Source organism: Brevibacillus borstelensis, from assembly GCF_037834415.1.
Lineage (GTDB): Bacteria > Bacillota > Bacilli > Brevibacillales > Brevibacillaceae > Brevibacillus > Brevibacillus borstelensis_A.
In genome coordinates this window covers 1-25,020 of the sequence record NZ_JAUMSJ010000008.1, presented here as the reverse complement: position 1 = coordinate 25,020, position 25,020 = coordinate 1, and the positions used below count along the sequence as shown (strand labels likewise).

Sequence of the window (25,020 nt, the reverse complement as noted above, 5' to 3'; positions counted from 1 at the left end):
GCTTCCCGATGAGCCGCCTCGTTTTTGAGTGCAAATGAATACGGCAAAGCCTGTTACGTGAAAAGCCGATCCCCACAAGCCCGAGCACGACCAGGCAGATCGTCCCAAGCATGATCAAAGTGATTTTCTTGAGTAGCTCATACTCGCTCTCTTTTACCCCCCCATCCCCCCGATCACCGGAGAGACGAACAGAAAGGCTCCGCCGAACAAAGCGGCTGCCGCATGGGCCAGCGTATCGGTCATCGAAGGGGCGGCCATCATTTCGGACAGGACGACGTAAAAGAGGGTGGAGCCAATTACGGGTGTGGCTTGTACAAATGTGGAGCGAAGGTTCTTGACAACCTTGCCTTTCCCCTTCGGATCCTTCGTAGAATGAGCGATGTACGAAGCGATGGTTTGCATCACACCTGATTCATTCTTCAGATGGTAGAGCAGGATTCCGAAAAAAATCACATAGGCGACAAGCGAGGTGGTCAACGCACCTTTTACCGCGGCCGTATAAAGATTGCTGATCGGCGTTTCAAAATCCGGAACAAACAGGGCGAGACCGGCGGTGACAAAACCCCGGGTGGGATTCATCCTATCACTTATTCAATGTATAAATAAGAGCGACTGATCAGAGGGCTGCTTGCAAGTGCCTTGCCGGTATCAGTCGCTTTTTTGTCATTGTCGCAATCCGCCAGATAAGAGCCATTTCTCTTCTCTCAAAATCCCTTCGATACGAATTCGACCGTGACCAAAATGACCAAAAAGAACAATAAGAACACAATATTTATAATCATTCCAAAATTCTCTACAATACTTTTGGTAACCGCTTTCATTGCGAAAGAAAAAAGCTCAGGGGGTATATTTTTATGAAAAAAGGATGGAAAGTTGCACTGGCAGGCTGTCTGTCTGTCCTGATGCTGACGGCTGCGGGCTGCGGCGGCTCCAAGACTCAGGATGCCGCCTCCTATACACCGGAAAAACCGCTGATCATCAAGTTTTCCCACGTAACGACCGCTGACAGCCCGAAAGGCAAAGCCGCCGCCAGATTTGCCGAGATGATGGCGGAAAAGACGGGCGGAAAAGTGAAGGTAGAAGTATATCCGTCCTCCCAGCTCTACGGCGACAAGGACGAGCTGGAGGCGCTGCAGGCGGGGAATGTGCAGATCATCGCACCGTCTGCGACAAAGCTGGTCGGATTCAACCCGGCTTTCCAGATCGTCGACATGCCGTTCCTGTTTAAAAACCACGATTCCGTGATCAAGTTCTGGGACGGAGAGCTCGGCAAAAAGCTGCTGGGCTCGCTGGAGAGCAAAAACATGCAGGGGCTGGCCATGTGGGAAAACGGCTTCAAGGTGTTTACCGCAAACAAGCCGCTGGCAAAGCCTGAGGATTTCCAGGGCCTGAAATTCCGGACGCAGGCAGGAAAGGTGCTGGAGGCGCAGTTTAAAGCGCTCGGCTCGGGAGCGGCGACCATTCCGTTTGGCGAGACCTACACCGCCCTGCAGCAGGGAACGGTCGACGGGCAGGAAAACACCTGGAACAACATCGACACGCAAAAATACGTGGAAGTGCAGAAACACCTGCTCGTCTCAAACCACGGCCGCCTCGACTACATCGTCCTGACCAATAAAAAGTGGTACAGCGAGCTGCCGGAAGAGTTCCGCAAGGCTTTTGACGAATCGATGGCCGAAGCGACAAAATACGAGCGCGAGCTGGCCGTGCAGCTGGATAAAGAATCGGAGAACAACCTGAGAAACTCCGGCAAGCTCACGGTCGTCGAACTGAGCGAGTCCGAGCGCGAGGCGTTCGTCAAGCTGATGGAGCCCGTCTACAACGAGTTTGCCGAGACGGTCGGCAAAGAGATCATCGACGGAGCCAGACAGCTGTAATCCTTAAGTAAAGTGGAAAAACGGGACAGGCACCTGCCTTAAGAAAGCAAGGTGCCTTTCTCTTCCAACCAACGACCGGGGAGGGTGACACGATGTCAAAATGGCGAGAGCGATATGCCGTATTCGAGGATTACCTCGCGGGAACGCTGATTGTCGTCGGCGTTTCGCTGATCTTTTACGGCGTAGTTTGCCGTTATGTGTTTAACAGTCCGAAAGCGTGGGTCGATGAGATCTCCACCTACTTTGTCGTCTGGGGAGCTTTGACAGGGTTTGCGGTCGCGCTCCGGGACGGCCATCACATACAGGTGGACATTGTGTATGACCGCGTTTCTCCAGCCTTGCGAAAAGCGTTTGATGTGTTTTCCAATGCGCTCGGTGTCCTCTTTTGCCTTTGTTTTATCTTTTTCGGAGGGAAGCTGCTTTCGCTGTACTGGGTTACGCAGCAACAGTCGACTGACGTCGGAATTTATCTGTGGATCGTCTATCTCGTCATTCCCGTGAGCGGACTTATGCTCGGCTATCGCTTCGTGGAAAAACTCCTGGCCAGTCTGAAAAAAGAGGTGAAGATTGAGTGGAATGGATAGTATTTATCCTCTTTTTCCTGCTCTTGCTGTTGAGGGTGCCGGTCGCGATTGCCCTTGTCTTTTCCGCTTCGCTGGCGCTGCTGGACAGCGGCTTTAATCTCGATGTTCTGCCCCAGAAGATTTTCTCGGCACTGAACGTGGCGACTCTGATGGCGATTCCCGGATTTATCCTGGCCGGAGTGCTGATGTCGCGCGGGGGAATTTCAAAGGCGTTGATCGATGCGCTGCGGGCATGGGTGGGCCATTATTCCGGAGGCTTGTCCGTGGTTGCGATTCTCGCCTGCGCGGTGTTCGCCGCGATCTCCGGCTCCAGCCCGGCGACAGCCGCCGCCATCGGGGCGATCATGATCCCCGGGATGGTGGCCGCAGGCTACAGCAAGCGTTATTCGATGGGCCTCGTCGCGGCGGCAGGAACGCTCGGCATTTTGATACCGCCGTCGATTCCGCTGATCGTCTACGGCACGGTAGCTGAAGAATCGATCGGGAAGCTGTTTATGGCAGGTTTTTTGCCCGGGCTGTTTTTGACTCTCGTACTGGTCGTTGCCGCGGTCATTTACGCGAGGGTGAAAAATTTTGGCCGTCTACCGAAAGCGAGCTGGGAGGAGCGGATCCGCCTGAGCATCAGGGCGCTGCCTGCCGCCTTCCTGCCATTTTTGATCCTCGGCACGATTTATATGGGCGTGGCCACTCCGACGGAGGCGTCTGTGGTCGCATGCGTCTACTCCTTGATCATGGCTGTGTTCGTCTACCGCCAGATTTCCTGGAAGGACACGCAAGCCATCCTGCGGGAAACGGTGAATACGAGTGCGATGATTTTCTTCATCATTGCGGGAGCCACGGTGTTTGGCTTGTACCTGACCAATGCCCAGGTGCCGCAGAATATAGCCGCATGGATCATGGAGGGCGACGTAAACAAATGGACGTTTTTGATCGCTTGCAACCTCCTGTTCTTTGTCATGGGGATGTTCCTTGAGCCGACATCCATTATTTTGATTACGCTGCCGATCTTCCTGCCGATCCTGCAGCTGCTTGGCATCGACGTCATTCATTTTGCCATTATCATGACGGTAAACATGGAGCTTGGCATGATCACGCCGCCGGTCGGGCTCAACCTGTTCGTGGTAAGCGGCATCACACGGGAAAAGCTCGAGGAAGTCGTGAAGGGCGTCGTCCCGTTCATTGCCCTGATGGTGCTGGTTCTGGTCATCATTATCGTCTGGCCGTCTCTGTCGCTGTGGCTGCCGGTCCAGATGGCAGACTGACGTTTTTGGTCAAAAGCGGAGAATCAAAGAGATAGAACGCGAAAAACACGAAGCAAACGACGGGATGCTGCATTTTCGACCCCGAGCAGAAATAAGGGTGTTTGCTCAAAAATCTCCTGTCTGCTATCGTAGAAGACAAATTGCACACGCAAAGATGTTTTCTAGGGTTCCGCAGCGAATCGCTGGCCAGGTCCGAGAGAAAACACACAGCGTTCTCGCTGTGACACGGAGGGACAAAAGCCCGGGAGTATCGTTATGATTTGACGATATGCCCGGTTTTTTTTGTTTGCTGTGTCAAAGAGCTGGAAAAGCGTACATGTGAAGAGGGGGAGAAACGTGAATACAGAGTGGGCAAAGGTGTTTTTCGCGGCAATTTTTGAGGTGTTCTGGGTGATCGGCTTGAAGCACGCGTATGACGCATGGACGTGGCTGGGAACAGCCGTCGCCATCTACATCAGCTTTTACATGATGATCATGGCTGGGAAAAAATTGCCTGTGGGGACTGTGTACGCCGTGTTCGTCGGTCTCGGAACGGCAGGGACCGTGTTTGCCGAGATCGTCTTCTTCGGCGAACCGTTCAGATGGGCAAAGATTGTGCTGATTCTGCTGCTGCTCGCCGGAGTCGTGGGACTCAAGCTGGTCACCGATGACAAAAAGCCGCTACAGGAAGGAGCTGAATCCTGATGGCATGGGTCTTTCTCGTATTGGCGGGCATCTTCGAGATGATCGGGGTCGCCATGATCAATAAAATGCACCGCGACCGAAATTGGCAATCCACTGTCTGCATGCTTCTCGGTTTTGGCGCCAGCTTTCAGTTTCTGTCCTTGGCCATGAAGACGCTGCCGATGGGAACGGCTTACGCGGTCTGGACCGGAATCGGAGCATCAGGCGGTGCCATTCTGGGCATGCTCCTTTATGGAGAGTCAAAAGACTGGCGGCGCATTCTGTTTATTTGCATGGTGCTTGGGGCTGCGATCGGGCTGAAGGCCATCTCATAGGACAGAAGCAGGATTTTTCAGACAAACATCATCGACAAAATTCCGCATTTTCCCTATAATGAACGGAAAGACAGTCCCTATTTTGTAGGAGATGGTGACGATTTATTACGTACTTTCTTTCTTGATTTCGTTTGCAATCGTGTATTTGTTGATTCCGCCGCTGGGGAAATTGGCTTTCCGGCTTGATTTTGTGGACAAGCCGCGCAAGAATGTCGAGCGCAAAATCCATCGGGAGCCGATCCCGCTGACGGCCAGCTATGCAATCTATATCGGGTTTGCTGTGCCATACGTGCTGTTTTCGCAGGAAACTCCGATTCAGACAATCGCGGTGCTGGCGGGCGGCCTGCTGCTGCTCATCATTGGAACGGTCGATGACTGGTACAAGACGCAGGGCAAAGACTTCTCCGCTTTGCCAAAGCTGATCGTCCAGCTGTCAGCCGCTATGCTTGTCTACGCGTCTGGCATTGCCTTTACAGGTTTTTACAATCCGTTTAGTGGTGAATACGTGCTTTTGCCGGTTTGGTTACAGTTTATTTTGACCATCCTCTGGATTTTTGGAGTGACGACCGTCATCAACTTCTCGGATGGAATGGATGGACTTGCCGGAGGGCTTTCCGCCATATCGGCCGGAACGCTGTTCATTGTCGCTCTGGTGAAAGGACAGAACACTTCCGCCATCATGGCCATCGTCCTCGTCGGAGTGTCAGTCGCTTACCTGCGCTACAACAAGCCGCCGGCCAAAGTGTTTATGGGGGATGCGGGAGCGACGTTCCTCGGGTTTATCCTCGGGGTCATCGCCCTGGATGGGGCCTTTAAACAGGCGACGGTCCTCTCCCTGTTTATCCCGATCCTGGCGCTCGGGGTGCCGATTTTTGACAATCTGTTCGTGGTCACCAAGCGCTTTCTGCAGGGCAAGCCGATTTATCAAGCGGATGCCAGCCAGGCTCATTACCGCTTGCTTCGGACAGGCATGAATCAAAAACAGGTAGTGGCGTTCCTTTGCCTGATCAGTGTCTGCTTTAGCTTGACATCGATTATATTGCTGCTGCTGCAAGTATAAAAGCACAGCTGCTCGCAATGGACGGGGAGCAGGATCATGGCGACGATCCTGCTCTTTGCTTTGTTCACGGACGGGATCAAGATTTTTCAAAAGAAGGTCGTTGACATGTGCTGTCATCCGTGATAACTTACTCATGTGACGAAAAATTCAAATTTTTGGAAAGGAGGCGCCAAGCCATGATGATGATTGACCGCATTCGCAGACGAGCAGCTGCACACAACTTCATCATGCCTGATGCGACCTCCTCATTAAACCGGGAAGAGATGTAGCTTTTTGCCCTTTCCGATTGTCATGCGCAGGTCACGGCCTATCGTGGCGTGCGCTTTTTGGGTTTTCAGACAAAGCACATTGCGATGGCGTGGTGTGCTTTTTTTGTTTTTTGACTCAGGACCAAAGAGAGGAGAGTGAAGAACGTGATCACAGTTATGCAAAAGCTCGGGTGGTTTTTCATACAGGAGTGGAAGCGGTACACGCTTGCCATCGTGCTGCTCGTGATAACCAGCATTCTGGAAGTGGTTCCGCCCATGCTGGTGGGCAAGTCGATCGACTCGATCCAGCTCGGGCTCTTGACGTGGGCGGGTATGGCCCAGACGCTGCTGCTGCTCCTGGGCGTTACCATCGCTGCTTACTGGATGAACTACGTTTGGTTTTACAAGCTGTTCGGGGGAGCGTTTACCATTGAGCGGCTGATGCGTTCGCGGCTGATGCGGCACTTTCTGAAGATGACCCCCACCTTTTTTGAGCGAAACCGGACGGGGGACCTGATGGCCCGCGCCACAAACGACCTGCAGGCAGTATCGCAAACGGCCGGGATCGGGATTTTGACCTTGTTTGATTCCACCGTCTGGATGGCGACGCTGCTCGTGACGATGGTCGCGTTCATTTCCTGGAAGCTGACGCTCGCGGCGATCTTGCCGCTGCCTGTTATGGCGGTTCTGATCAGCTTGTACGGAAAGTGGATTCACGCACGGTTTACGGCGGCTCAAAATGCCTTCGGCACGATGAATGACGGCGTGCTGGAGACGATTTCGGGCATTCGGGTGATCCGCGCATACGTGCAGGAGAGGGCGGCGGAGCGGCATTTTGCCGACGTGACAGGGGACGTTCTGCAAAAAAACCTGGCCGTTATCCGCATCGATGCCCTGTTTGAGCCGACGATCAAAATCATAGTTGGCGTCAGCTACCTGATCGGGCTCGGCTACGGCGCCCATCTCGTGTTTCACAATGAGCTGACGATCGGCGGGCTCGTCTCCTTCAACGTCTACCTCGGGATGCTGATCTGGCCGATGTTTGCCATCGGTGAATTGATCAACATCATGCAGCGCGGAAATGCTTCGATCGACCGCGTGAACGAGACGCTCGGCTACAAGCCCGATGTACCCGAACCAAAGGACACCATACCGCTCGAAGAACCCGGACAGATCGCGTTCCGCAACGTGTCATTCCGCTATCCGAGCTCGGCCGCAGGCAATTTGCACAAGGTCAGCTTCACGCTGGAGAGAGGGCAAACGCTGGGAATCGTGGGCCCCACTGGCAGCGGCAAAACTACACTGATCAAGCAGCTGCTGCGCGAATATCCGCCGGGAGAAGGAAGCGTTACGATCTCGGGAGTTCCGCTGGAGAAAATTGACATGGATCAGCTGAAATCGTGGTATGGGTACGTGCCCCAGGAGCAGTTTTTGTTCTCCAGGTCAGTGAAGAACAACATTTTGCTCGGCAACAGCGAGGCGAGCGAGGAGCAGTTTGCCAGCGCCCTGGCTAATTCCGCCTTCCAAAAGGATTTGCAGTACTTGCCCCGTGGAGTCGAAACACTGGTCGGCGAAAAAGGAGTCGCGCTTTCCGGCGGCCAAAAGCAGCGCGTTTCGATTGCGCGGGCACTCATTTCCGACCCGCACATTCTCATCCTCGACGACGCGATGTCGGCTGTCGACGGGCGCACAGAGGCTGAGATCATCGCCAACATCCGCAAGGCGCGCGCAGGCAAAACCACTTTGATTGCGACACACAGGTTCACGGCGGTACAGCATGCGGACCACATCCTGGTACTGGATGAAGGGCGTGTCGTCGAGGAAGGAACGCATGACCAGCTGATGGCGATGGGCGGCTGGTACAAGGAACAGTACACGCGCCAGCAGGTGGAAGAAAAACTGACAGGGATGGGGTGAGGCCACATGGGGACGGATACGGAACTGTATGATTTGGACATAGACCGGACCGCGGGCAATGTCGCCAGAACAGGCAGGCGGCTCGTTCGGTACGCGCTGCATTTTAAATGGCAGCTGTTCGCCGCGCTGCTGATGCTCGCTGCAGCGGTAGGAACCGATCTGGCGGGGCCCTTGATTGCCAAGCGGATGATTGATGTGCACATCTCCGGCATCGAGCAGCCCTGGTACATGACGGAGCAGGAAGGGCCGTACGCGGTATCCTACGGCGGCCAACTGTACAAACGCGCCGACCACTTTGCCGAGGGGGAGACTCGCGGTGCGGAAGCAAGGGTTCTCCAGGTGCGGCAGGATTACTACTTTGTAGACGTGCCAGTGCCGTTTGACGGAGAAAGAACCATCACGCCGGAGGGGCTGCTCGCGATCGCGAAAGGCACGGAAACCCGGACGTACGCGGCGCAAAAGCTTGGCACGGGGCAGCTTTACCCGTTTTTTCAGCCGGAAATGAGCGGTCTGATTCAGCTGTGCGTGTTTTATTTCGGCCTGCTTATGATTTCGGCTGTTTTCAGCTACGGCGAGAGATATCTGCTGCAGGCTACCGCAAACCGGATAATCAGAAAAATGCGGACCGACGTGTTTGCGCACATGAACAGACTGCCCATTCATTACTTCGACAACCTGCCGGCAGGAAAGGTCGTATCGCGGATTACAAACGATACCGAATCGACCCGAGAGCTGTACGTTACGGTGCTTGGCAACTTTTTCTCCGGCGTGATTTACATGGTCGGGGTGTTTGCCGCCTTGTTCATACTAAACGCTCGGCTGGCGGCCATCTGCCTGTTCATGGTCCCTCTTCTGGCGGTCTGGATCTACGTGTACCGCCGCTTCGCCAAGCGCTTCAACCAGGTGATCCGGGCGACCGTCAGCGAAATCAACGGTATGATCAATGAGACGATTCAGGGGATCAATGTCATCAAGGCGTTTCGCATCGAAAAAAAGACGGAGCAGGATTTTGAGAAGTTCAATCTGAGGCATTTTACTTACAAGAGCAAGCTGCTTAGCCTGAATGCCATGACCGGACACAATCTGGTCGGGGTCATTCGGAACATCGCTTTTGTCGCCATGATTTGGTATTTTGGCGGCATTTCCATCGCGGGAGCGGAAGGCGCCATATCGCTCGGCATGCTGTACGCTTTCGTCGATTACCTGAACCGGCTGTTTCAGCCCGTGGTACGCATCGTCAATCAGCTGCCGAACCTGGAGACGGCGCTTGTGTCGGCAGAGCGGGTTTTTGTCTTGCTTGACGAGCAGGGCGAGGACGTTTCCGATCAGAGAATGGAGCGGTACAAAGGAAACGTGAAGTTCGAGGATGTGTGGTTTGCGTATAAAAACGACGAGTATGTGCTCAAAGGCATCTCGTTCGAAGCAAGGCCGGGACAGACCGTTGCGCTTGTCGGTCATACGGGCTCGGGCAAAAGCTCTATCCTGAATCTGCTGTTCCGCTTTTACGACGCACAGCGCGGCCGGATCACGATTGACGGGGGAAACATCATGGACGTCCCCCGTCAAACCTTGCGTGATCACATGGGAATCGTTTTGCAGGACCCCTTCCTGTTCACAGGCACGATCGCGTCCAATGTCTCGCTCGGCGACGAGTCGATTTCCAGGGAGCAGGTGGAAAAGGTGCTCGCCGAAATCGGCGGTGAGCGGGTGTTGAAGTATTTGCCCAAAGGAATCGACGAGCCGGTGATTGAAAAGGGCAGCACCTTGTCGGCGGGGCAGCGGCAGCTGGTCTCTTTTGCCCGAGCGCTTGCCTTTAACCCGGCGATCCTCATCCTGGATGAAGCCACCTCCAACATCGACACGGAGACGGAAGCGATTATTCAGGACGCGCTGGAAGTGGTCAAAAAGGGACGGACGACATTTATCATTGCGCATCGCCTCTCGACGATCAAAAACGCCGATCAGATTCTGGTATTGGACCGCGGCGAAATCGTCGAGCGGGGAGACCACGATACGTTGATGCGGCTTGGAGGCAAGTATTATCAGATGTATCAGCTTCAGCACGGGGAGCAGGAGCTGACCACAGTGAAAACAGGCTCGTTGTCTCCCGGAATTGTATAATGGCAATGGCGAAGGGCGCTATTTGGCTGAGGGACCGGACAGCTGATTGTCCGGTCCTTTGCCGTTTGGCACCGGACTACAGAAGGCTACCCGCAGTCACGCAAGACGAGGAGATGGCCTTCTTTGCTATTTGCCTGGAACAGCTCAAACTGCGAAATTGAGAGCGCTTTCGTCTTTGGCAGCCAAAGATCGGAGATACCCGCGTCAATCCGCGTCCCCGGTTTTCTGGCGGAGCGCCGCCTTTTTGGTTTTGCGTGCAGTTTTTCCAGCTCTTTCATGATGGCGGGACCGATGATCGGGGCGAATGTGTCGTAGACCGGCTTCATCGCCTTTTGCCACGCCTCCCTTTCTGGCGGTGTCAGCTCGTGGATTTCAAGCGGCATCTTTTGGAGCTGGTTCCACTGCTGCTCGTTGATGGCAAGGGCCTGTTGATTGCTGTACGCCGTCGTTTCCTCCAAAGCCTCCCGGATGATGGCTTGCTTCTCCGGCTGCAGCTCCTCCCAAAACCGCTTGTTCATAATGACGGCATAGCCGAGGTAGCCGTGGTTGCTGAGGGTCATGTACCGCTGGACCTGATAGAGCCGCCTCGTGTAAATATTGGAGATCGTGTTCTCCTGGCCGTCTACCTGGCCGCTGGCGAGCTTTTGATACACGTCCGTAAACGGTGCCCCGTACCCTTTGGCTCCCAGCGCCTGAAACTGGGCTTCCAGCACCTTGCTCTGGATGATGCGGAAACGCTGGCGGGCGAAATCCTCCGGCCTCTGGAGCGGCCGATTGCTGGTCATCTGCTTGAAGCCGTTGTTCCAAAAGGCCATTCCCTTCATGTCGAAAGGCTCCAGACTCTCAAACAGCAGCCGCCCGATCTCCCCGTTGAATGCTTCCTCCACATCGTCCTCATCCCGAAAGACAAACGGAAGATCGAGGACAGACCACTCGGGAACCTTGTCGGCGAGATTGGAAAAAGCGGGAGCGATCATCTGGATGTCGCCTTTTCGCAGAGCGTCGTATTCGCTGATGTCCGAGTACAGGATGCCGTTTGGATAAACCTGCACCTCGATCCGGCCGTTGGATTTCTCTTTCACGAGCCGGGAAAAGCGCTCGACAGCGAGACCCTTTGGCGTATTTTCCGCGACGACGTGGCTGAATTTGATGATCAGCCGATCCTGAAGTCCCTCCTGCTCTTCGTCATAAGCCAGCGAAGAAAACGGCAGGTCGGTGCGAAACCCGATCATGATCGCGCTCAAAAACCCGAGAAGGACGATCAAGGTAATGCTGATAAACGATTTCATGAATGACACCTGATTACTTTTTTGAATCAATTGGCCTTTTCATCTCGAATCCTCTTTTCTCGTGGAACGGCGGATACTATATAATGGTAACAGGCAACCCTGCGGGAAAGGAAGAACCTCACTGTTTAAACAATTAAAAATAAAGGGAAAAATCACACTCCTGTCCGTCGGAATTGTCTTGTTCTCCCTTTTGATCGGCGGCATTATTCTGCTCGGGAGCATTATTCGCATGGCGGAAAGCGAGCTGGGGCAGCGCTTGATGACTACGGCGCGGACCGTGGCCCAAATCCAGTCGATCCAGAAAAGCATACAGGAGCCGGATGGCTGGAAGACGATTGCCCCCGCCGTGCGGCGCATCCGAATCGTCAATGACGTCACCTATATCGTGGTGCTGAACATGGACCGCATCCGTTTCTCCGATCCTCTGGAAGCGAGAATCGGCACGGTTTTTCAGGACAAGCATGCCGAAGCGGCGTTCGCCGAGCACAGCTACCTGCAAAAGGTCCGGGGAGAAATGGGAACGGCCTTGCGGGCGTATGTCCCGCTCATGGACGCACAGCATCAGCAGGTCGGCGTCGTCATCGTCGGGCATGTGCTGCCCGGCATTTGGGAGATTGTCTACCAACAGCGGGAGAATATCGCCATCACGTTTCTGCTTTCGCTGTTCTTCGGGATTTGGGGGTCGTATTTGCTCGCCCGCCACATCAAAAAGCGGATGCTCAACCTGGAGCCCGAAGAAATCGCCCGTGCCCTCGTCGAGCGGACAGCTGCGTTTCACGCCATGCGCGAAGGCGTAGTCGCTATCGACATTCAGGAGCGGATCACGATCTGCAATGACAAAGCCAAGCAGATTTTCCACATCGAGGGGGATGTGCTGGGCAAACCGATTCGCAAGGTCATCCGCGATACGGCCTTGCCGGAGGTGCTGGAAAAAAGGCAGAACTTTTTCGATCACGAGCTCCACGTCGGCAACGCCCTGCTGTGGTCCAACCGGTTTATGATCAAGGTGGACGACAAGGTGGTCGGGGCGATGGCCATTTTTCAGGACAGAACCGAAGTGGCGCGGATGGCGGAGGAGCTGACCGGGGTCAGGGAGTTTGTCGAGGCGCTGCGGGTTCAAAATCACGAGCATATGAACAAGCTTCATACGATAGCGGGCCTGCTGCAGCTAAATCAGCAGGAGAAGGCGCTGGAATACTTGTTTGACATGAATGTCCAGCAGGAGGAATTGACCTCCTTTTTGAGCGCCCGCATCTCCGATGACAGCGTAGCGGGACTCTTGATGGGAAAGGTAAGCAGGGGCAAGGAGCTCGGAATATGCGTCGTCATCGACAGACGGAGCCATTTGGAGAGCTTTCCGCCTTATCTGGATCACCACAATTTCGTCTTGATTTTGGGAAATTTGATCGAAAACGCTTTTGATGCCCTCAATCAGACAGACTGTGAAAACAAGGAAGTATTCATCAGCATTGCGCAAGACGAGGAGACCTGCTCGCTTCTGGTGGACGACAACGGAACCGGGATGGATCAGGAGGTGCAGCGGCGCATGCTGGAACGCGGCTTTTCCACCAAACAGACCGAGCACCGCGGATTGGGGCTGTATCTGGTTGATCAATTGGTGAAAAAGGCCCGGGGCGAGCTGAGCTGCCAATCGCAGCCAGGCGAAGGGACGAGCTTTTTGATCACGTTTCCGATGAAGGAGGTGTAGCGCAGATGGAGAATCAGACGGCTATCGGCGTAGTCGTGATCGAGGACGATCCGATGGTGCAGGAGGTAAACCGGCAGTTTATCGAGCGAATCCCGGGGTTTCAGGTAAAGGGTGCTGCCTCCAACGGCGCCGAAGGGATTCAGCTGGTTCAGGAGCTGAATCCGGAGCTCGTCATTATGGATGTGTTCATGCCTGTGCTGGACGGCGTTCGGACTCTTCAGGAGCTTCGGTCGTCCAAGCAGGCGGTAGATGTGATCGTCATTACGGCGGCAAAGGACAAGCCGACCATACAGACGATGCTCAGGAGCGGCGTGGTCGATTACATCATCAAGCCTTTCACGTTTGAACGCATCAAGCAGGCGTTGGAAAGCTACCGGCTGTACTGTAAACAGCTGGAGGCGGACGGGACGGTTTCCCAGGAAGAAGTGGATCAGCTGCTGTTTCGGACAGGAATCGAGGGCAAAAGCGCCGCGGGCATGTCCAGCGGGGAAGGACTCCCTTCAGGGGAAGCTGTCAGGGAGGAAGACTTGCCCAAAGGGCTGCATATGCACACGCTGGAGCAGATCGCCCGGCAGCTGCGGGCCAACAAGACGCCGCTGTCAGCGGAAGAGGTGGCGGAACGGGTTGGCATCGCCCGGGTGACGGCGAGACGCTATCTGGAATACCTGGAGAAGTCCGGACGCGTCGTAAGGGATGTGGCGTACGGCGGTGTAGGCCGACCGACGAACCGCTACGCGCTGGCAGTGACTGGGCCAAGGGCCTGAGCGAGACCGAAGGAGAGTGGCATCTATCGATGATCAATTACAAAGACGTGCTGAACTCGCTGTTCGACATCGTCCACATTACGGACGCGGAAGGCCATACACTGTACTGCTCCGACCGCTACGGAGAGTTTTTCGGGGTTGATCCGAGCGAGATGATTGGCAAGCCAATCGAAGACTTTTACCGGCAGGGGTACTTTACTCCGATGATCACGATGAGAGTGATACGGGAGCGAAAAAAGGTTCATACGATTCAGACTACACTGCAAAGCCGCAAGCTGTACGTGGTCGGGACGCCAATCTTCGACCGTCAGGGAAGCTTGCTTGGCGTTGTCAATACATCGACAGACATTACCGATCAGGACAAGCTCCGGCGGGAATTGGAGGAGAACAGGCATCTGGGGACCCTATACCACATGGAGATCGCCAAACAGGACAGGCTGGCGGGCGGTGAACACGGTCTGGTGTACAGAAGCCCGAGCATGCGGCAGGTGGCCTCCATGGCGGACAAGCTTTCCCAGGTAGATTCCTCAGTGATCCTGCTCGGCGAATCGGGAGTGGGAAAAGGAGTTTTGGCAAAGTATATACATGAGCGCAGTCCAAGAAAAGGCAGGCCTTTTGTTCACATCAACTGCGGCGCGATCCCGGAGAGCCTGCTGGAATCGGAGCTGTTCGGCTACGAGAAAGGGGCTTTTACGGGCGCCGACAAGGACGGCAAGGTAGGGCTGATCGAGAAAGCAGACGGGGGGACGCTCTTTTTGGATGAGATTGGGGAGCTGCCGTTCAGTCTTCAGGTCAAGCTGTTGAATGTCCTGCAGGAAAAAACGATCACCCCGATAGGCGGCACCATGCCGAAAAAAGTGGACATCAAGCTGATCACGGCGACGAATAAGAACTTGCGGCAGATGGTGGCGGACGGGAGATTTCGCGAGGATTTGTACTACCGCATCCATGTCGTCCCGCTGGAAATACCGCCGCTCCGGGAGAGAAGGGAAGAGATTCCCGTACTGGTTCACTACTTTCTCAACCTGTTCGCGGAGAAATACTGTCTCCACCGCAAGCTGAACGATCAATGCCATCAGATCCTGGAAGAGTATGATTGGCCGGGAAATGTCCGCGAGCTTGAGAATGTGATGGAGCGGCTGGTCGTCACGTCCCACGATATGCTGATCATGCCGGATCAGATCCCGCCATATATTTGTGAGGCGGCCAGAGGAGCCAGCAAAGGGATCAAGGTCGAGCGGATGCTTTCGATGCAGGAGGCGATCGAAGAGGTGGAAAAGCAGCTGCTGCAGCGCGCTTACGACATCCACAAGACGACCACCAAAGTGGCGAAAGCGCTGGGAATCAGCCAGCCGAGCGCGAGCAGAAAACTGCGAAAGCACGCTATTCTGCCTTGAATGAAAGGATGCAGCAATGAATACCTGTCTGCCTTGCTTTTTTGCTTTATTGTGCCAAAGTCCATTCCATTGTGAATAACAGGGAGCCATGGGAAGCGCTGACGAACTTGATGCAGTTTTTGCAATATTTCAACAAGAAAAAAGCAGGAGGTATTTGCTCATGAGACGATGGGCTTCGTTTCTATCCAGTTCCTTGCTTGTACTGGCGTTATGCCTGGGCGGCTGCACCGGCAACAGCAGCTACGCACCGGCCGCGATCCAGTCGCCGGAACCGGCAGGCTCGGCACAGGCATCTGCTCCCCCGGGAAAACCACTGTCTGCCTCCGGTGCCCCCCAACTGCTCAGGATGAACATGGAAGAGCCGGCCACGCTCGACCCGACATTTGCCGAGGATACCGTCTCCGGCGCTGTCATCCGTGCCATCTTTGACGGCCTGACAAGGCTGGACGAGGCGGGTAGCCCGATCCATTCCATCGCCACCGACATGAAGGTCTCGGACGACAAGACGACGTATACGTTTACGTTGCGGGATGCGAAGTGGAGCAATGGCGATCCGGTCACGGCCCATGATTTTGAGTTTGCCTGGAAGCACGCGCTGGACCCGAAGACAGGCTCGCAAGCCGCCTACCAGTTTTACAGCCTGAAAAACGCCCAGGCGTTTACAGCGGGCAAAGCGGGGCGGGACGATGTGGGCGTAAAGGCTTTGGACGACAAAACCTTGCAGGTCACGCTGGAACATCCGATGCCCTTTTTTCCGACACTGGCCTCCTTTTTGATGCCGATCAACAAAAAAGTGGCGGAATCCAACCCGGACTGGGCCAAGGACCCGAAAACGCTGGTCGGGAATGGCCCGTTCAAGCTTGATACATGGGAACACAAGAACAAGCTGGTTCTCGTCAAGAATGACACCTACTGGGAAAGAGACGTCGTCAAGCTGGAGCGGATCGAATTCTCGATGATTTCCGATGCCAATACGGAACTGGCGATGTTTGAGAACGGCGATTTGGACTGGGCGGGAGGGCCGATCAGCAGCCTGCCTGTGGATGCGGTGGCTCCGCTGCATCAGGATGGGAAGCTCGTCACCAAGCCGAAAGCGACGTCGTACTACATCCGTTTCAACGCGGAACGGCCGCCCTTTACCCATGCAAAGATTCGCAAAGCGTTTGCCTACGCAATCAATCGCCAGGAAATCGCCGACAACATCGGTCAGGCCGGGCAGACGCCCTTGATGGGCATCACGCCCGCCACCGCTACGCTGAAGCCGGAGGGATTCTTCAAAGACGATCAGCCGGATGAGGCCCGGAAGCTGTTGAGGGAAGGGATGAAGGAGCTTGGCATCTCCAAGCTGCCACCCATCAGCTACCTGTACAATACGAATGACCGCAACAAGGCGATTGCCGAAGCCTTGCAAGCTGCCTGGAAGAAACAGCTGGGCGTTGATGTAAAGCTGGTGAACAAAGAGACAAAGGTATACCTGGACGATCAGGAACAAGGCAACTTCGACATCACCCGTTCCAGCTGGACGGCCGACTACAACGATCCGGTCAACTTCCTGCAAAAATTTATCGAGAAATACAGCTCCAGCAACATCACCCGCTGGCATAATCCGGCCTACACCGACTTGATTAAAAGATCGTATCGGGAGACAGACGAGCAAAAGCGGAAGCAAATTCTGCTGGAGGCAGAGACGCTCTTGATGGAAGAGATGCCGCTGACTGGCATTTTCAGCGACGTCAACGCTTGGGTCCAAAGCGAAAAAGTAAAAGGGGTCCGCATCGACCCGCTGAGCAAAATCGATTTCAAATGGGCGTATAAAGAATAGAATGCCAGACTCGCGCACAAAAGGGATTGGGACGCAAGCAGCAGAAGAGAAGGCCGCATAGGCCGTGTAAGCAGGGCGTTCTTCTGAAGTCAGCTACTTTCTGGAGGCGCGAGTCATTCGAGAGGAGAAAACGAGATGAGAAAAGGGAAAGCACTTCAGCCCGGAGATACGATCGGGCTCACGGCACCGTCCAGCCCCTCCACGCCGGAGGTTCTGGCCAAGGCACAGTCTGATCTGGAGGCGTTGGGGTTTCGGGTCAAAATGGGCGAGAGCTGTCGTCAATCATACGGAGGCTATCTGGCTGGGCATCCCCGGCTTCGCGCGGAGGAGCTCAACTGTATGTTCGCCGATCCTGAGGTAGACGGGATCATCTGCCTGCGCGGCGGATACGGTACACCCCAGCTTTTGACCCTGCTCGACTACGACTGCATCGCCGCCAATCCCAAGCTGTTTGTCGGCTACAGCGACATCACGGCGCTGCATACTGCGTTTATGCAGGAAGCCGGACTCGCCACCGTGCACGGCCCGATGGCCTCCGCGGGAATTGCCAGCGAGCTCGACTTTTGGTCGCGCGACTATTTGCTGCGGGCGATGACCTGCCCAGAGCCGCTCGGGGAGATCGTCAATCCCGAGGGGGAAGAGATCGTCTGTCTGGTGGGCGGCGAGGCATGCGGTCCGATCGTGGGCGGCAACCTCTCGCTGGTCGCGTCCTTGGCCGGTACGCCTTACCAATTGGACACGCGGGGCAAGCTGCTGTTTCTGGAAGACGTGGACGAGGAGCCGTACCGCATCGACAGAATGCTGACGCAACTGGCGCTCGCCGGGACCTTCGAGGATTGCGCCGGGATTATCATCGGCACGTGGGAAAACTGCGTTCCGAAAAAACGCGAAGGCTTTACCGTCCTGGACGTCTTCGAGAACATCGTCGTGCCCTATCGGAAGCCGACGATCTGGAACGTACAGGCCGGGCATGGCGCTTGCAACATCGCCCTGCCGTTTGGCGTGGAGGCGAGATTGGACGCTGACGCCTGCCGGCTGGTGATCGAGGAGAGTGTGACGAGATGACGATCGATCGCCATCGGAGGAGATATCGACGCGCTGCCGATCGAGGAGGAAAATGACGTTCCCTACCGCTCCAAAATCACGGGAAAAATGCATGCCTGCGGGCACGATGCCCATACAACCGTACTGCTCAGAGCGGCCAGGCTGCAACAGGAGAGGAAGGTGGCAGGGAGGTATAATCATTTGCGCGGGGCGAAAGACTACTAGTTGTCTGTAGATGTTTTCCTGAATTGCTGACACTACCCATTACCCCGGAAAGGAATGAATGACAAATGAGCAACACCCTGCACGGCATTTTAAACAAGCAAATCGCCAACTGGTCCGTTCTGTACATAAAGCTGCACCACTACCACTGGTTCGTGAACGGGCCACACTTCTTCACGCTGCACGCCAAGTTTGAAGAGCTGTACAACGAAGCAGCCGGCTATGTGGACGAGCTGGCGGAACGCCTGCTGGCAATCGGCGGGAAGCCCGTCTCGACGATGAAGGCCTGTCTGGAGACGGCCAGCCTCGAGGAAGCAAAAGGAGGCGAGTCCGCCGAGCAGATGGCGCAAGCCGTGGTCGCCGACTTCCAAACCGTCATCCGCGAACTGGAGGAAGGCATGTCAGTGGCGGAAAAGGAAAATGATGAAGCAACCTCGGACATGTTCCTGGAAATCAGCTCCAGCCTGCAAAAGCATGTATGGATGCTCCAGGCGTTTCTCGGCAAATAGGAAACAGAATTGCAAGTAAGCCAAGCAAACCGTCTACGCCAACCATGCAATCGACAAGCAACCCGTCAGCCTTCCACCGGCGGCGGGTTCTTTGCTGTATCCGCGAGTTGCGAAAAAAATCTTTCTTATGTCGATATTTTCCTGCAAATCATTGACTTCCAGAAAAAAAACAAGAGAATAAGCGATAAAACCAACAGCTGTAGAGATGAAAACGGGAGAAAATGCAGAAGGTCTTTTGGCATGGTGCCGGACAGTGATACCCCCAGCAAGTGTCCCACCGAACCTGAAGCATTTTCTCCCGTTTTCATCTCCTCCCCAAAGCCTGATTGACAGCCATTTTTTCCCCCAAGCAACCTGATCCCGCTACAATCAACTGCCAAACCAAAGTGCAATCGCATTGTTCCCAAGAGCAGGTACAGGTGTTACACTATGGGAGGAATAAACGGCAAGACAGCATACCGAACGAGAAAGGATGTACAACTCCGATGGCATCGCCTTATGTTACGTTCAGTCGCGAGCAGTGGAGAGGACTGCGGGCATCCACGCCGCTGACCATTTCCGATGAAGAACTGGCCTGTTTGCAGGGGTTGAATGAAAAATTGTCCCTGACGGAAGTGGCAGACATCTATCTACCGCTTTCCCGGCTGCTAAATCTGCATGTAGGAGCCACACAGGAGCTGTATCAGGCCACACATACATTTCTGGGGAATCTCGAAAAGAAGGTTCCGTTTATTATTGGCATCGCCGGCAGTGTCGCAGTAGGAAAGAGTACAACAGCCCGAATTTTGCAAACGCTTTTATCCCGTTGGCCCAATCATCCCAAGGTGGATTTGGTAACGACCGACGGTTTTCTCTATCCGAACCGCATTTTGGAAGAGCGCGGATTGATGAAGCGGAAGGGTTTTCCGGAGAGCTACAACACCCGCCGTCTCGTCTCGTTTTTGTCCGAAGTCAAATCGGGAGTGGTCGAAGTAGCTGCTCCGGTCTACTCGCATCTGGTCTACGACATCGTACCGGACGAATGGCAGATCGTTCGGGAGCCGGATATTTTGATCGTGGAGGGACTGAACGTTCTGCAAACGCCCCTCGATGAAAATCAGCGAAGGCTGACGGAAGTGTTCGTCTCCGATTTCTTTGATTTTTCCATTTACGTCGATGCGCAGGAGGACTTGATCAAGAAGTGGTACATCGACCGTTTCAAGCTGCTTCGCAAGACCGCCTTCTCCGACCCCGCATCGTATTTCAAACGCTACGCCAGCTTGTCGGATGAGGAAGCGATCGAGGTAGCGGCGGGAATCTGGAATGAGATCAACGGAACCAACCTGCGCAAAAACATTTTGCCGACCCGCGGACGTGCCCGCCTCATCCTCGAAAAGGGCGAGGATCACATGATACAGAAAGTGAAGCTGAGAAGGCTGTAATCCCTGCTAGGAGTGGTTGTCATGCAAATCGTGAGCGCCTGTTTGATCGGCTGTCGATGCCGCTATGATCAGGGGGCTTGCCTTAATGAGGCGATCGAAAATCTGTTGAAAGAGGGCAAAGCGATTCCCGTTTGCCCGGAGCAGCTCGGCGGTTTGCCGACGCCGCGTCCGCCGGCGGAAATCGTTGGAGGCGACGGGTTCGATGTGTGGGAAGGCCGTGCCAAGGTTGTCGACAAAACCGGCCAGGATGTCACGGAGGAATTCAAAGCAGGAGCCCTGCAGGCACTGCAGCTGGCCCGGACCGTCGGGGCAACCAGCGCCATACTGAAGGAGAACAGCCCATCCTGCGGCAGTTCGAATGTGTACGACGGGACGTTTTCGGGACAAAAGAAAGCAGGGGTAGGAGTAACGGCAGCTCTGCTTCTGAAAAACGGGATTGAGGTTCGTTCCGAAACAAGCCGGACTGAATAAAGCGAATAATCGAATGTTGCTTGAACATAAACAAAAGGACCTGCTGATCTGTGTCAATCGACAGGTCTTTTTTGCGTCTTCCGAAAGGCTTCAAGCGTTGTATTCCCCTATGAGTAATCCTGTCCCTGAATACGCTCCTACAACTGCTCCAGCAGCCGTCTGAGCTTCTTTTCCTGATCGCGCCGTTTTTTCCGCATGGCCCGATCCTCTTCCTGCAGCGCCCGCAATAGGGAGAAGCACATCAAGGTCAAAATGACGGCAAAGGGCAGCGCTGCGACGATGGAAGCCGTCTGCAGCCCTTCCAATCCACCGCTGAAAAGCAGTACGACGGCTGTAGAGGATTGCAGGATGCCCCAGATAATTTTTACCGGATTGGATGGGTCCAGCTTGCCGCCGGAGGAGAGCATCCCCAGGACGAATGTAGCGGAATCAGCCGAGGTAATGAAGAAAATGATTATCAAAAGGGTGGCTACCGTCGACAGAATCATTCCCAACGGCAGCTGTTCCAGCGTGACAAACAGGGCGCTGGAGACGTCCTGCTTTACTGCCTCGCCGATGGGAGCGTGCTCGTATATTTCCAGGTGGAGCGCCGTTCCCCCGAAGACAGAGAACCAGACAAAACTGAGCAGAGTCGGAACCAAGAGTACGCCGATAATAAACTCCTTGATCGTCCGGCCCCTCGATACCCGGGCGATGAACGTGCCGACAAATGGCGCCCAGGCGATCCACCAGGCCCAGTAAAACAGTGTCCAGTTGGCGATCCAGTTGCTCTCCGTAAAAGGCATGAGCCGCATGCTCATCGAGACGAGGTTTTGCAAATAGCTTCCCAACGTGTTGGTAAAGTTGTCAAAGAGAAATGCGGTCGGTCCAAAAATCAGCGTGAGCAGCATGAGTGACAAAGCTAGTACGAGATTGGCGTTGCTCAATAGCTTGATGCCCCGGTCCAAACCGGAGGTTGCAGACCACAAATACAGGACGGTAATGATGGCGATAATCGCGATCTGAACGGTGATATTGCTCGGAAGCTGGAAAAGGTGGCTCAAGCCGCCGTTGATTTGAAGCGTTCCCAGCCCGAGAGAGGTAGCGACACCGAAACCGGTGGCAATCACGGCAAGAATGTCGATCAGCTTGCCGATGGGACCGTTTGCCCTGTCTCCCAGGAGGGGAACAAATGCCGAAGAGATCAAGCCTTTGGCACCCTTGCGATACTGAAAGTAAGCCAGGGAGAGGGCGATGACGGCGTAAATCCCCCATGGATGGAGTCCCCAGTGAAAAAAGGCGTACCGCATGGCTGTGCGTGCCGCTTCCGACGTCTCGGCTTCGACGCCGACAGGTGGAGAAAAATAGTGGGAAACAGGCTCGGCAACGCCCCAGAAGACAAGCCCGATCCCCATTCCGGCGCTGAACAGCATGGCAAACCAGGAGACGGCCGAATACTCCGGCTCGTCGTCATCGTCTCCCAGCCGAATATTTCCGTACTTGCTGAAGGCCAGAAAAATGCAAAAGACGAGGAAAAAGAAGGTAACGAGCAGGTAGAACCAGCCAAAATTGGAAGTTGTGGCATGCAGGACATTGGTCGCTGCTTCCGTCAGCTGGGCCGGCGCAAAAAAGCCCCAGAGAACAAACAGCAGCACCACTGTCAATGAGATGGCAAAGGTCATGGAAGCCCTCCTTCGTCGGACTTTCTGATGAAAAGAAAGACAAGAAGCCGACAACAGAATGGAACATATCAGTGGTATAGAATCCCACGAACCGGGCTTGTTTATCCTTTGCCGCCGGAAAGAATCATCTGCGAGAATCAACCGAATCGATGCTGCTTCTCGGGACTGAAGCAAACATCTCGATAAAATGACGTGCCGCCTTGGACAAATGGCGCTCCGTGTGCCAGACGATGGCGGACGACGAGGTGATCGAGGTGCCGGTCATTTCCAGACAGCCGATCTTGGCGTTTCCTTGCGTCTCCCAGGCGGAGCGGGGGACGATTGCAGCGGCGACCCCGGCCCCTACCATGCTGACGATCAGCGAGAGGTCGGGGCATTCGCAGATGACGTGGGGAGTGACGCCGAGACGCCCAAATTCCTTGACGAGCAGCTCGTAGATGCCGAGCCCGGGCGTACTGGGCATGATCAAGGGATGATCGGCGATTTCCCGCATGTGGATGCTGCTTTTTTTCAAAAGCCGGGAAGTGGCAGGAACGATCAAGACGAATGTCTCCTCGAGGAGCGGGATTGTCGTACAGTGCGCCAGCGAGTGGGGAAGCCTGACGATAGCGACTTCGATGGTCCGCTGTTCCAGCCATTGGCTGAGAAGCTGAGTATCTCCTTTCCACACCTTGTAGGTGATCAGCGGGTAGCGCTCCTGAAACTGGCGGATCTGGTCGGGCAAGCGATAGGAGGACAGGGCGCTCACCCCGATGGATAAAGTCCCGCGCACTCCCTCGCCCGTTTCCTTTACTTCGGCGATGGCTTCTTCCAGCTGGTGAACGAGGTTCAGTGCCTGCTTGTACAACGTGACGCCGGCTTGCGTCAGCGCAATTTTCTTGCCGGAGCGCTCCACGAGCTCGACCCCCAGCTCCTCTTCCATCTGCTTTAACTGCTGGCTGAGCGGCGGTTGGGCCATGCGCAGGCGTCTCGCCGCTCCGGTGATTTGGCCTTCTTCTGCGATCGCGATAAAATAGCGCAATTGGCGGATGTCCATGAGTATACCTGCCTTTCATATGAAAAACGTATGATAAAAAGATAAAACAAATATTTTTTATATCGATAAAGCTATGTTAGCATATGTTTCGGTAATGTACATGAACTAGGACAGAAATGAAAGAAGGGACATCTGTGCGCAGTTTGTTGGAGAGGATATTTCATCTGCATGAGAGTGAAACCACTGTAAAAAATGAGATGATGGCCGGTTTTATCGGCTTTGTGACCATTGTTTACATCGTCGCAGTCAACTCCTCCATTTTGGCGGATGCCGGGATACCGCTCGAAGCGGGCATTCTGGCTACTGTGTTGACCGCGTTTATCGGGGCTGTCCTGATGGCCTTTTGGGCAAATGCACCGATCATTTTAGTGCCGGGGATGGGGATCAACGCCCTGTTTACGTATACGCTGTGCAATACGATGGGCCTGCCCTGGCAGGAAGCGCTCGCCGCTGTTTTCCTTTCGGGGGTTATCTTTTCCGTCATTGCTTTTACAGGAGCGGCAACCTTGCTGTCCAACGCCATCCCCCATTCGCTCAAGGAAGCGATTACGGTCGGAATCGGCCTGTTTCTCACCTTTATCGGGCTGCAGAAGGGCGGCTTGGTCGTGACCAATCCCTCGACCTTTGTAGCGCTCGGCGACCTTTCCCATCCACAGGTATGGGTTACGCTTGCGACCTTGCTTTTGACGCTGGTCTTGTTTGTCCGAAATGTACCCGGCAACTTTTTGATCGGAATCGCCGCTGGGACAGGCTTGGGCTGGCTTGCCGGATTGGTTCATCCGGGGCAAGGGCTGTCCGGGATTTCCTTTGACTCGTACAGTCACGTGTTTGCCGCCTTTTCTTTCTCCCATATCGCAACGCTGCCGTTCTGGGTGGCGACGTTCTCCTTGGCGATGGTGATCGTCTTTGAAAACATCGGCCTGGTCCACGGACATACCCAAATGGCCGGGCAGCCCCAGAAGTTTCGGCGCAGCCTGCAGGCAAATGCGATCTCGACGGCATTGTCCGGCATCCTGGGCACCAGCCCGACGGTCTCGACCGTGGAGTCTGCCGCGGGTATCGCTGCAGGGGCCCGTACCGGACTTGCGTCTCTCGTCACAGGAGTGCTTTTCTTGCTGTCGCTGCTGTTTTTGCCCGTCATGAAGCTGATCCCGGACAGCGCGATCGCGCCGGTACTCATCATCATCGGGGCGCTGATGCTGCAAAACGTGCAGAACATCAATCTCCGCGACTTCTCCGAAGGATTCCCGGCTTTTCTCATCATTGCCCTGATTCCGTTGTCTTACAGCATCGTCGACGGAATCGCTTTCGGATTCGTCGCGTATCCGCTGCTGAAGGTGGCGCTCGGCAAGCGCAAGGAAGTGCCTGCGCTTCTGTACGTCGTCGCAGGGTTGTTTTTGCTAAATATGGTACTGCCGATACTGACTTGATTGGCTGCCGTAAAAAAACGTCTCAGGCGTCCGTTTTGGACGACGAGGCGTTTTTTTATGTTAATTCCGAATATTTACATCTCTTGCAATAACCATTATCAATCGTGCCGTAAAACCCCTTGTTTTAGCTATGGGGATATAAGGCACTTTGCCCTGCATCCCCTGTACGGGGGTGCTAT

21 protein-coding genes, 1 pseudogene and 1 riboswitch are annotated in these 25,020 nt (G+C 54.7%); of the genes and pseudogenes, 18 read left to right on the top strand and 4 right to left on the bottom strand.

The annotated features are described in order from the left end of the window. Positions 1 to 153 precede the first annotated feature (153 nt). A complete protein-coding gene (locus Q3F21_RS09435) occupies positions 154 to 579 on the bottom strand; it encodes a hypothetical protein (RefSeq protein WP_340251713.1) in 426 nt (141 codons plus the stop codon). A gap of 275 nt (positions 580 to 854) precedes the next feature. Between Q3F21_RS09435 and Q3F21_RS09430 the strand changes: the two genes are divergently transcribed. The 8 genes from Q3F21_RS09430 (at position 855) to Q3F21_RS09395 (ending at position 10,067) form a co-directional block, all read left to right on the top strand. Continuing rightward, positions 855 to 1,877 (top strand): TRAP transporter substrate-binding protein, encoded by a 1,023-nt coding sequence (locus Q3F21_RS09430; RefSeq protein ID WP_340251710.1) that lies wholly within the window; start codon positions 855 to 857, stop codon positions 1,875 to 1,877. A 92-nt stretch (positions 1,878 to 1,969) separates the two neighbouring features. Further along, the gene (locus Q3F21_RS09425; protein ID WP_340251707.1) at positions 1,970 to 2,461 is read left to right on the top strand and encodes a TRAP transporter small permease; all 492 of its coding nucleotides are present in this window, start codon (positions 1,970 to 1,972) and stop codon (positions 2,459 to 2,461) included. Next, a complete protein-coding gene (locus Q3F21_RS09420) occupies positions 2,449 to 3,723 on the top strand; it encodes a TRAP transporter large permease subunit (protein WP_340251704.1) in 1,275 nt (424 codons plus the stop codon). Before Q3F21_RS09425 ends, Q3F21_RS09420 begins: the two co-directional genes overlap by 13 nt. Positions 3,724 to 3,873: 150 nt before the next feature. Beyond that, positions 3,874 to 3,973: riboswitch (guanidine-I (ykkC/yxkD leader) on the top strand. Between the two features lie 86 nt (positions 3,974 to 4,059). Then, positions 4,060 to 4,407: a DMT family transporter gene (locus tag Q3F21_RS09415; RefSeq protein ID WP_340251701.1), complete on the top strand. Its 348-nt coding sequence runs from the start codon at positions 4,060 to 4,062 to the stop codon at positions 4,405 to 4,407. Further along, a complete protein-coding gene (locus Q3F21_RS09410; protein WP_340251698.1) occupies positions 4,407 to 4,721 on the top strand; it encodes a DMT family transporter in 315 nt (104 codons plus the stop codon). The genes Q3F21_RS09415 and Q3F21_RS09410 overlap by 1 nt, the downstream gene beginning before the upstream one ends. A gap of 91 nt (positions 4,722 to 4,812) precedes the next feature. Beyond that, a complete protein-coding gene (locus Q3F21_RS09405) occupies positions 4,813 to 5,781 on the top strand; it encodes an MraY family glycosyltransferase (RefSeq protein WP_340251695.1) in 969 nt (322 codons plus the stop codon). Between the two features lie 413 nt (positions 5,782 to 6,194). Beyond that, positions 6,195 to 7,946 carry an ABC transporter ATP-binding protein gene (locus Q3F21_RS09400; protein WP_340251693.1) on the top strand — a complete coding sequence of 584 codons (1,752 nt, stop codon included), beginning with the start codon at positions 6,195 to 6,197 and terminating at the stop codon, positions 7,944 to 7,946. 6 nt (positions 7,947 to 7,952) lie between these two features. Beyond that, a complete protein-coding gene (locus Q3F21_RS09395; RefSeq protein ID WP_340251691.1) occupies positions 7,953 to 10,067 on the top strand; it encodes an ABC transporter ATP-binding protein in 2,115 nt (704 codons plus the stop codon). Positions 10,068 to 10,153: 86 nt separating this feature from the next. On the opposite strand, the gene Q3F21_RS09390 is transcribed toward Q3F21_RS09395, so the two are convergent. Beyond that, complete coding sequence (locus tag Q3F21_RS09390; RefSeq protein ID WP_340251689.1) at positions 10,154 to 11,356, bottom strand: DctP family TRAP transporter solute-binding subunit; 1,203 nt, start codon at positions 11,354 to 11,356, stop codon at positions 10,154 to 10,156. Positions 11,357 to 11,585: 229 nt separating this feature from the next. Between Q3F21_RS09390 and Q3F21_RS09385 the strand changes: the two genes are divergently transcribed. The 9 genes and pseudogenes from Q3F21_RS09385 to Q3F21_RS09345 all read left to right on the top strand — a co-directional run bounded on the left by Q3F21_RS09385 (position 11,586) and on the right by Q3F21_RS09345 (position 20,714). Beyond that, entirely contained in the window at positions 11,586 to 13,064 is a 1,479-nt protein-coding gene (locus Q3F21_RS09385) for an ATP-binding protein (RefSeq protein WP_340251687.1), read from the top strand. A 5-nt stretch (positions 13,065 to 13,069) separates the two neighbouring features. Then, positions 13,070 to 13,828 carry a response regulator gene (locus Q3F21_RS09380; protein WP_340251685.1) on the top strand — a complete coding sequence of 253 codons (759 nt, stop codon included), beginning with the start codon at positions 13,070 to 13,072 and terminating at the stop codon, positions 13,826 to 13,828. 29 nt (positions 13,829 to 13,857) lie between these two features. Continuing rightward, on the top strand, positions 13,858 to 15,225 hold the full coding sequence (locus Q3F21_RS09375) for a sigma-54 interaction domain-containing protein (RefSeq protein ID WP_340251683.1): 1,368 nt from the start codon (positions 13,858 to 13,860) through the stop codon (positions 15,223 to 15,225). Positions 15,226 to 15,385: 160 nt separating this feature from the next. Next, positions 15,386 to 17,047 carry a peptide ABC transporter substrate-binding protein gene (locus Q3F21_RS09370; RefSeq protein ID WP_340251681.1) on the top strand — a complete coding sequence of 554 codons (1,662 nt, stop codon included), beginning with the start codon at positions 15,386 to 15,388 and terminating at the stop codon, positions 17,045 to 17,047. A gap of 135 nt (positions 17,048 to 17,182) precedes the next feature. Then, positions 17,183 to 18,112, top strand: coding sequence for a S66 peptidase family protein (locus Q3F21_RS09365; protein ID WP_340251679.1), 930 nt, complete (start codon positions 17,183 to 17,185; stop codon positions 18,110 to 18,112). Positions 18,113 to 18,118: 6 nt separating this feature from the next. Continuing rightward, positions 18,119 to 18,277 (top strand): annotated as a pseudogene (locus tag Q3F21_RS09360) (M20/M25/M40 family metallo-hydrolase); the annotation flags it as partial. A 104-nt stretch (positions 18,278 to 18,381) separates the two neighbouring features. After that, on the top strand, positions 18,382 to 18,822 hold the full coding sequence (locus Q3F21_RS09355) for a Dps family protein (RefSeq protein ID WP_340251677.1): 441 nt from the start codon (positions 18,382 to 18,384) through the stop codon (positions 18,820 to 18,822). Positions 18,823 to 19,307: 485 nt separating this feature from the next. Beyond that, positions 19,308 to 20,243 (top strand): type I pantothenate kinase, encoded by a 936-nt coding sequence (gene coaA, locus Q3F21_RS09350; RefSeq protein ID WP_340251675.1) that lies wholly within the window; start codon positions 19,308 to 19,310, stop codon positions 20,241 to 20,243. A gap of 21 nt (positions 20,244 to 20,264) precedes the next feature. Beyond that, entirely contained in the window at positions 20,265 to 20,714 is a 450-nt protein-coding gene (locus tag Q3F21_RS09345) for a DUF523 domain-containing protein (protein ID WP_340251673.1), read from the top strand. 137 nt (positions 20,715 to 20,851) lie between these two features. On the opposite strand, the gene Q3F21_RS09340 is transcribed toward Q3F21_RS09345, so the two are convergent. Further along, positions 20,852 to 22,375, bottom strand: coding sequence for a glycine betaine uptake BCCT transporter (locus Q3F21_RS09340; RefSeq protein ID WP_340251671.1), 1,524 nt, complete (start codon positions 22,373 to 22,375; stop codon positions 20,852 to 20,854). Between the two features lie 124 nt (positions 22,376 to 22,499). Continuing rightward, a complete protein-coding gene (locus Q3F21_RS09335; RefSeq protein WP_340251669.1) occupies positions 22,500 to 23,411 on the bottom strand; it encodes a LysR family transcriptional regulator in 912 nt (303 codons plus the stop codon). A gap of 134 nt (positions 23,412 to 23,545) precedes the next feature. Here Q3F21_RS09335 and Q3F21_RS09330 point away from each other — a divergent pair, with 134 nt between their 5' ends. After that, the gene (locus tag Q3F21_RS09330; RefSeq protein ID WP_340251667.1) at positions 23,546 to 24,841 is read left to right on the top strand and encodes an NCS2 family permease; all 1,296 of its coding nucleotides are present in this window, start codon (positions 23,546 to 23,548) and stop codon (positions 24,839 to 24,841) included. Positions 24,842 to 25,020 lie beyond the last annotated feature (179 nt).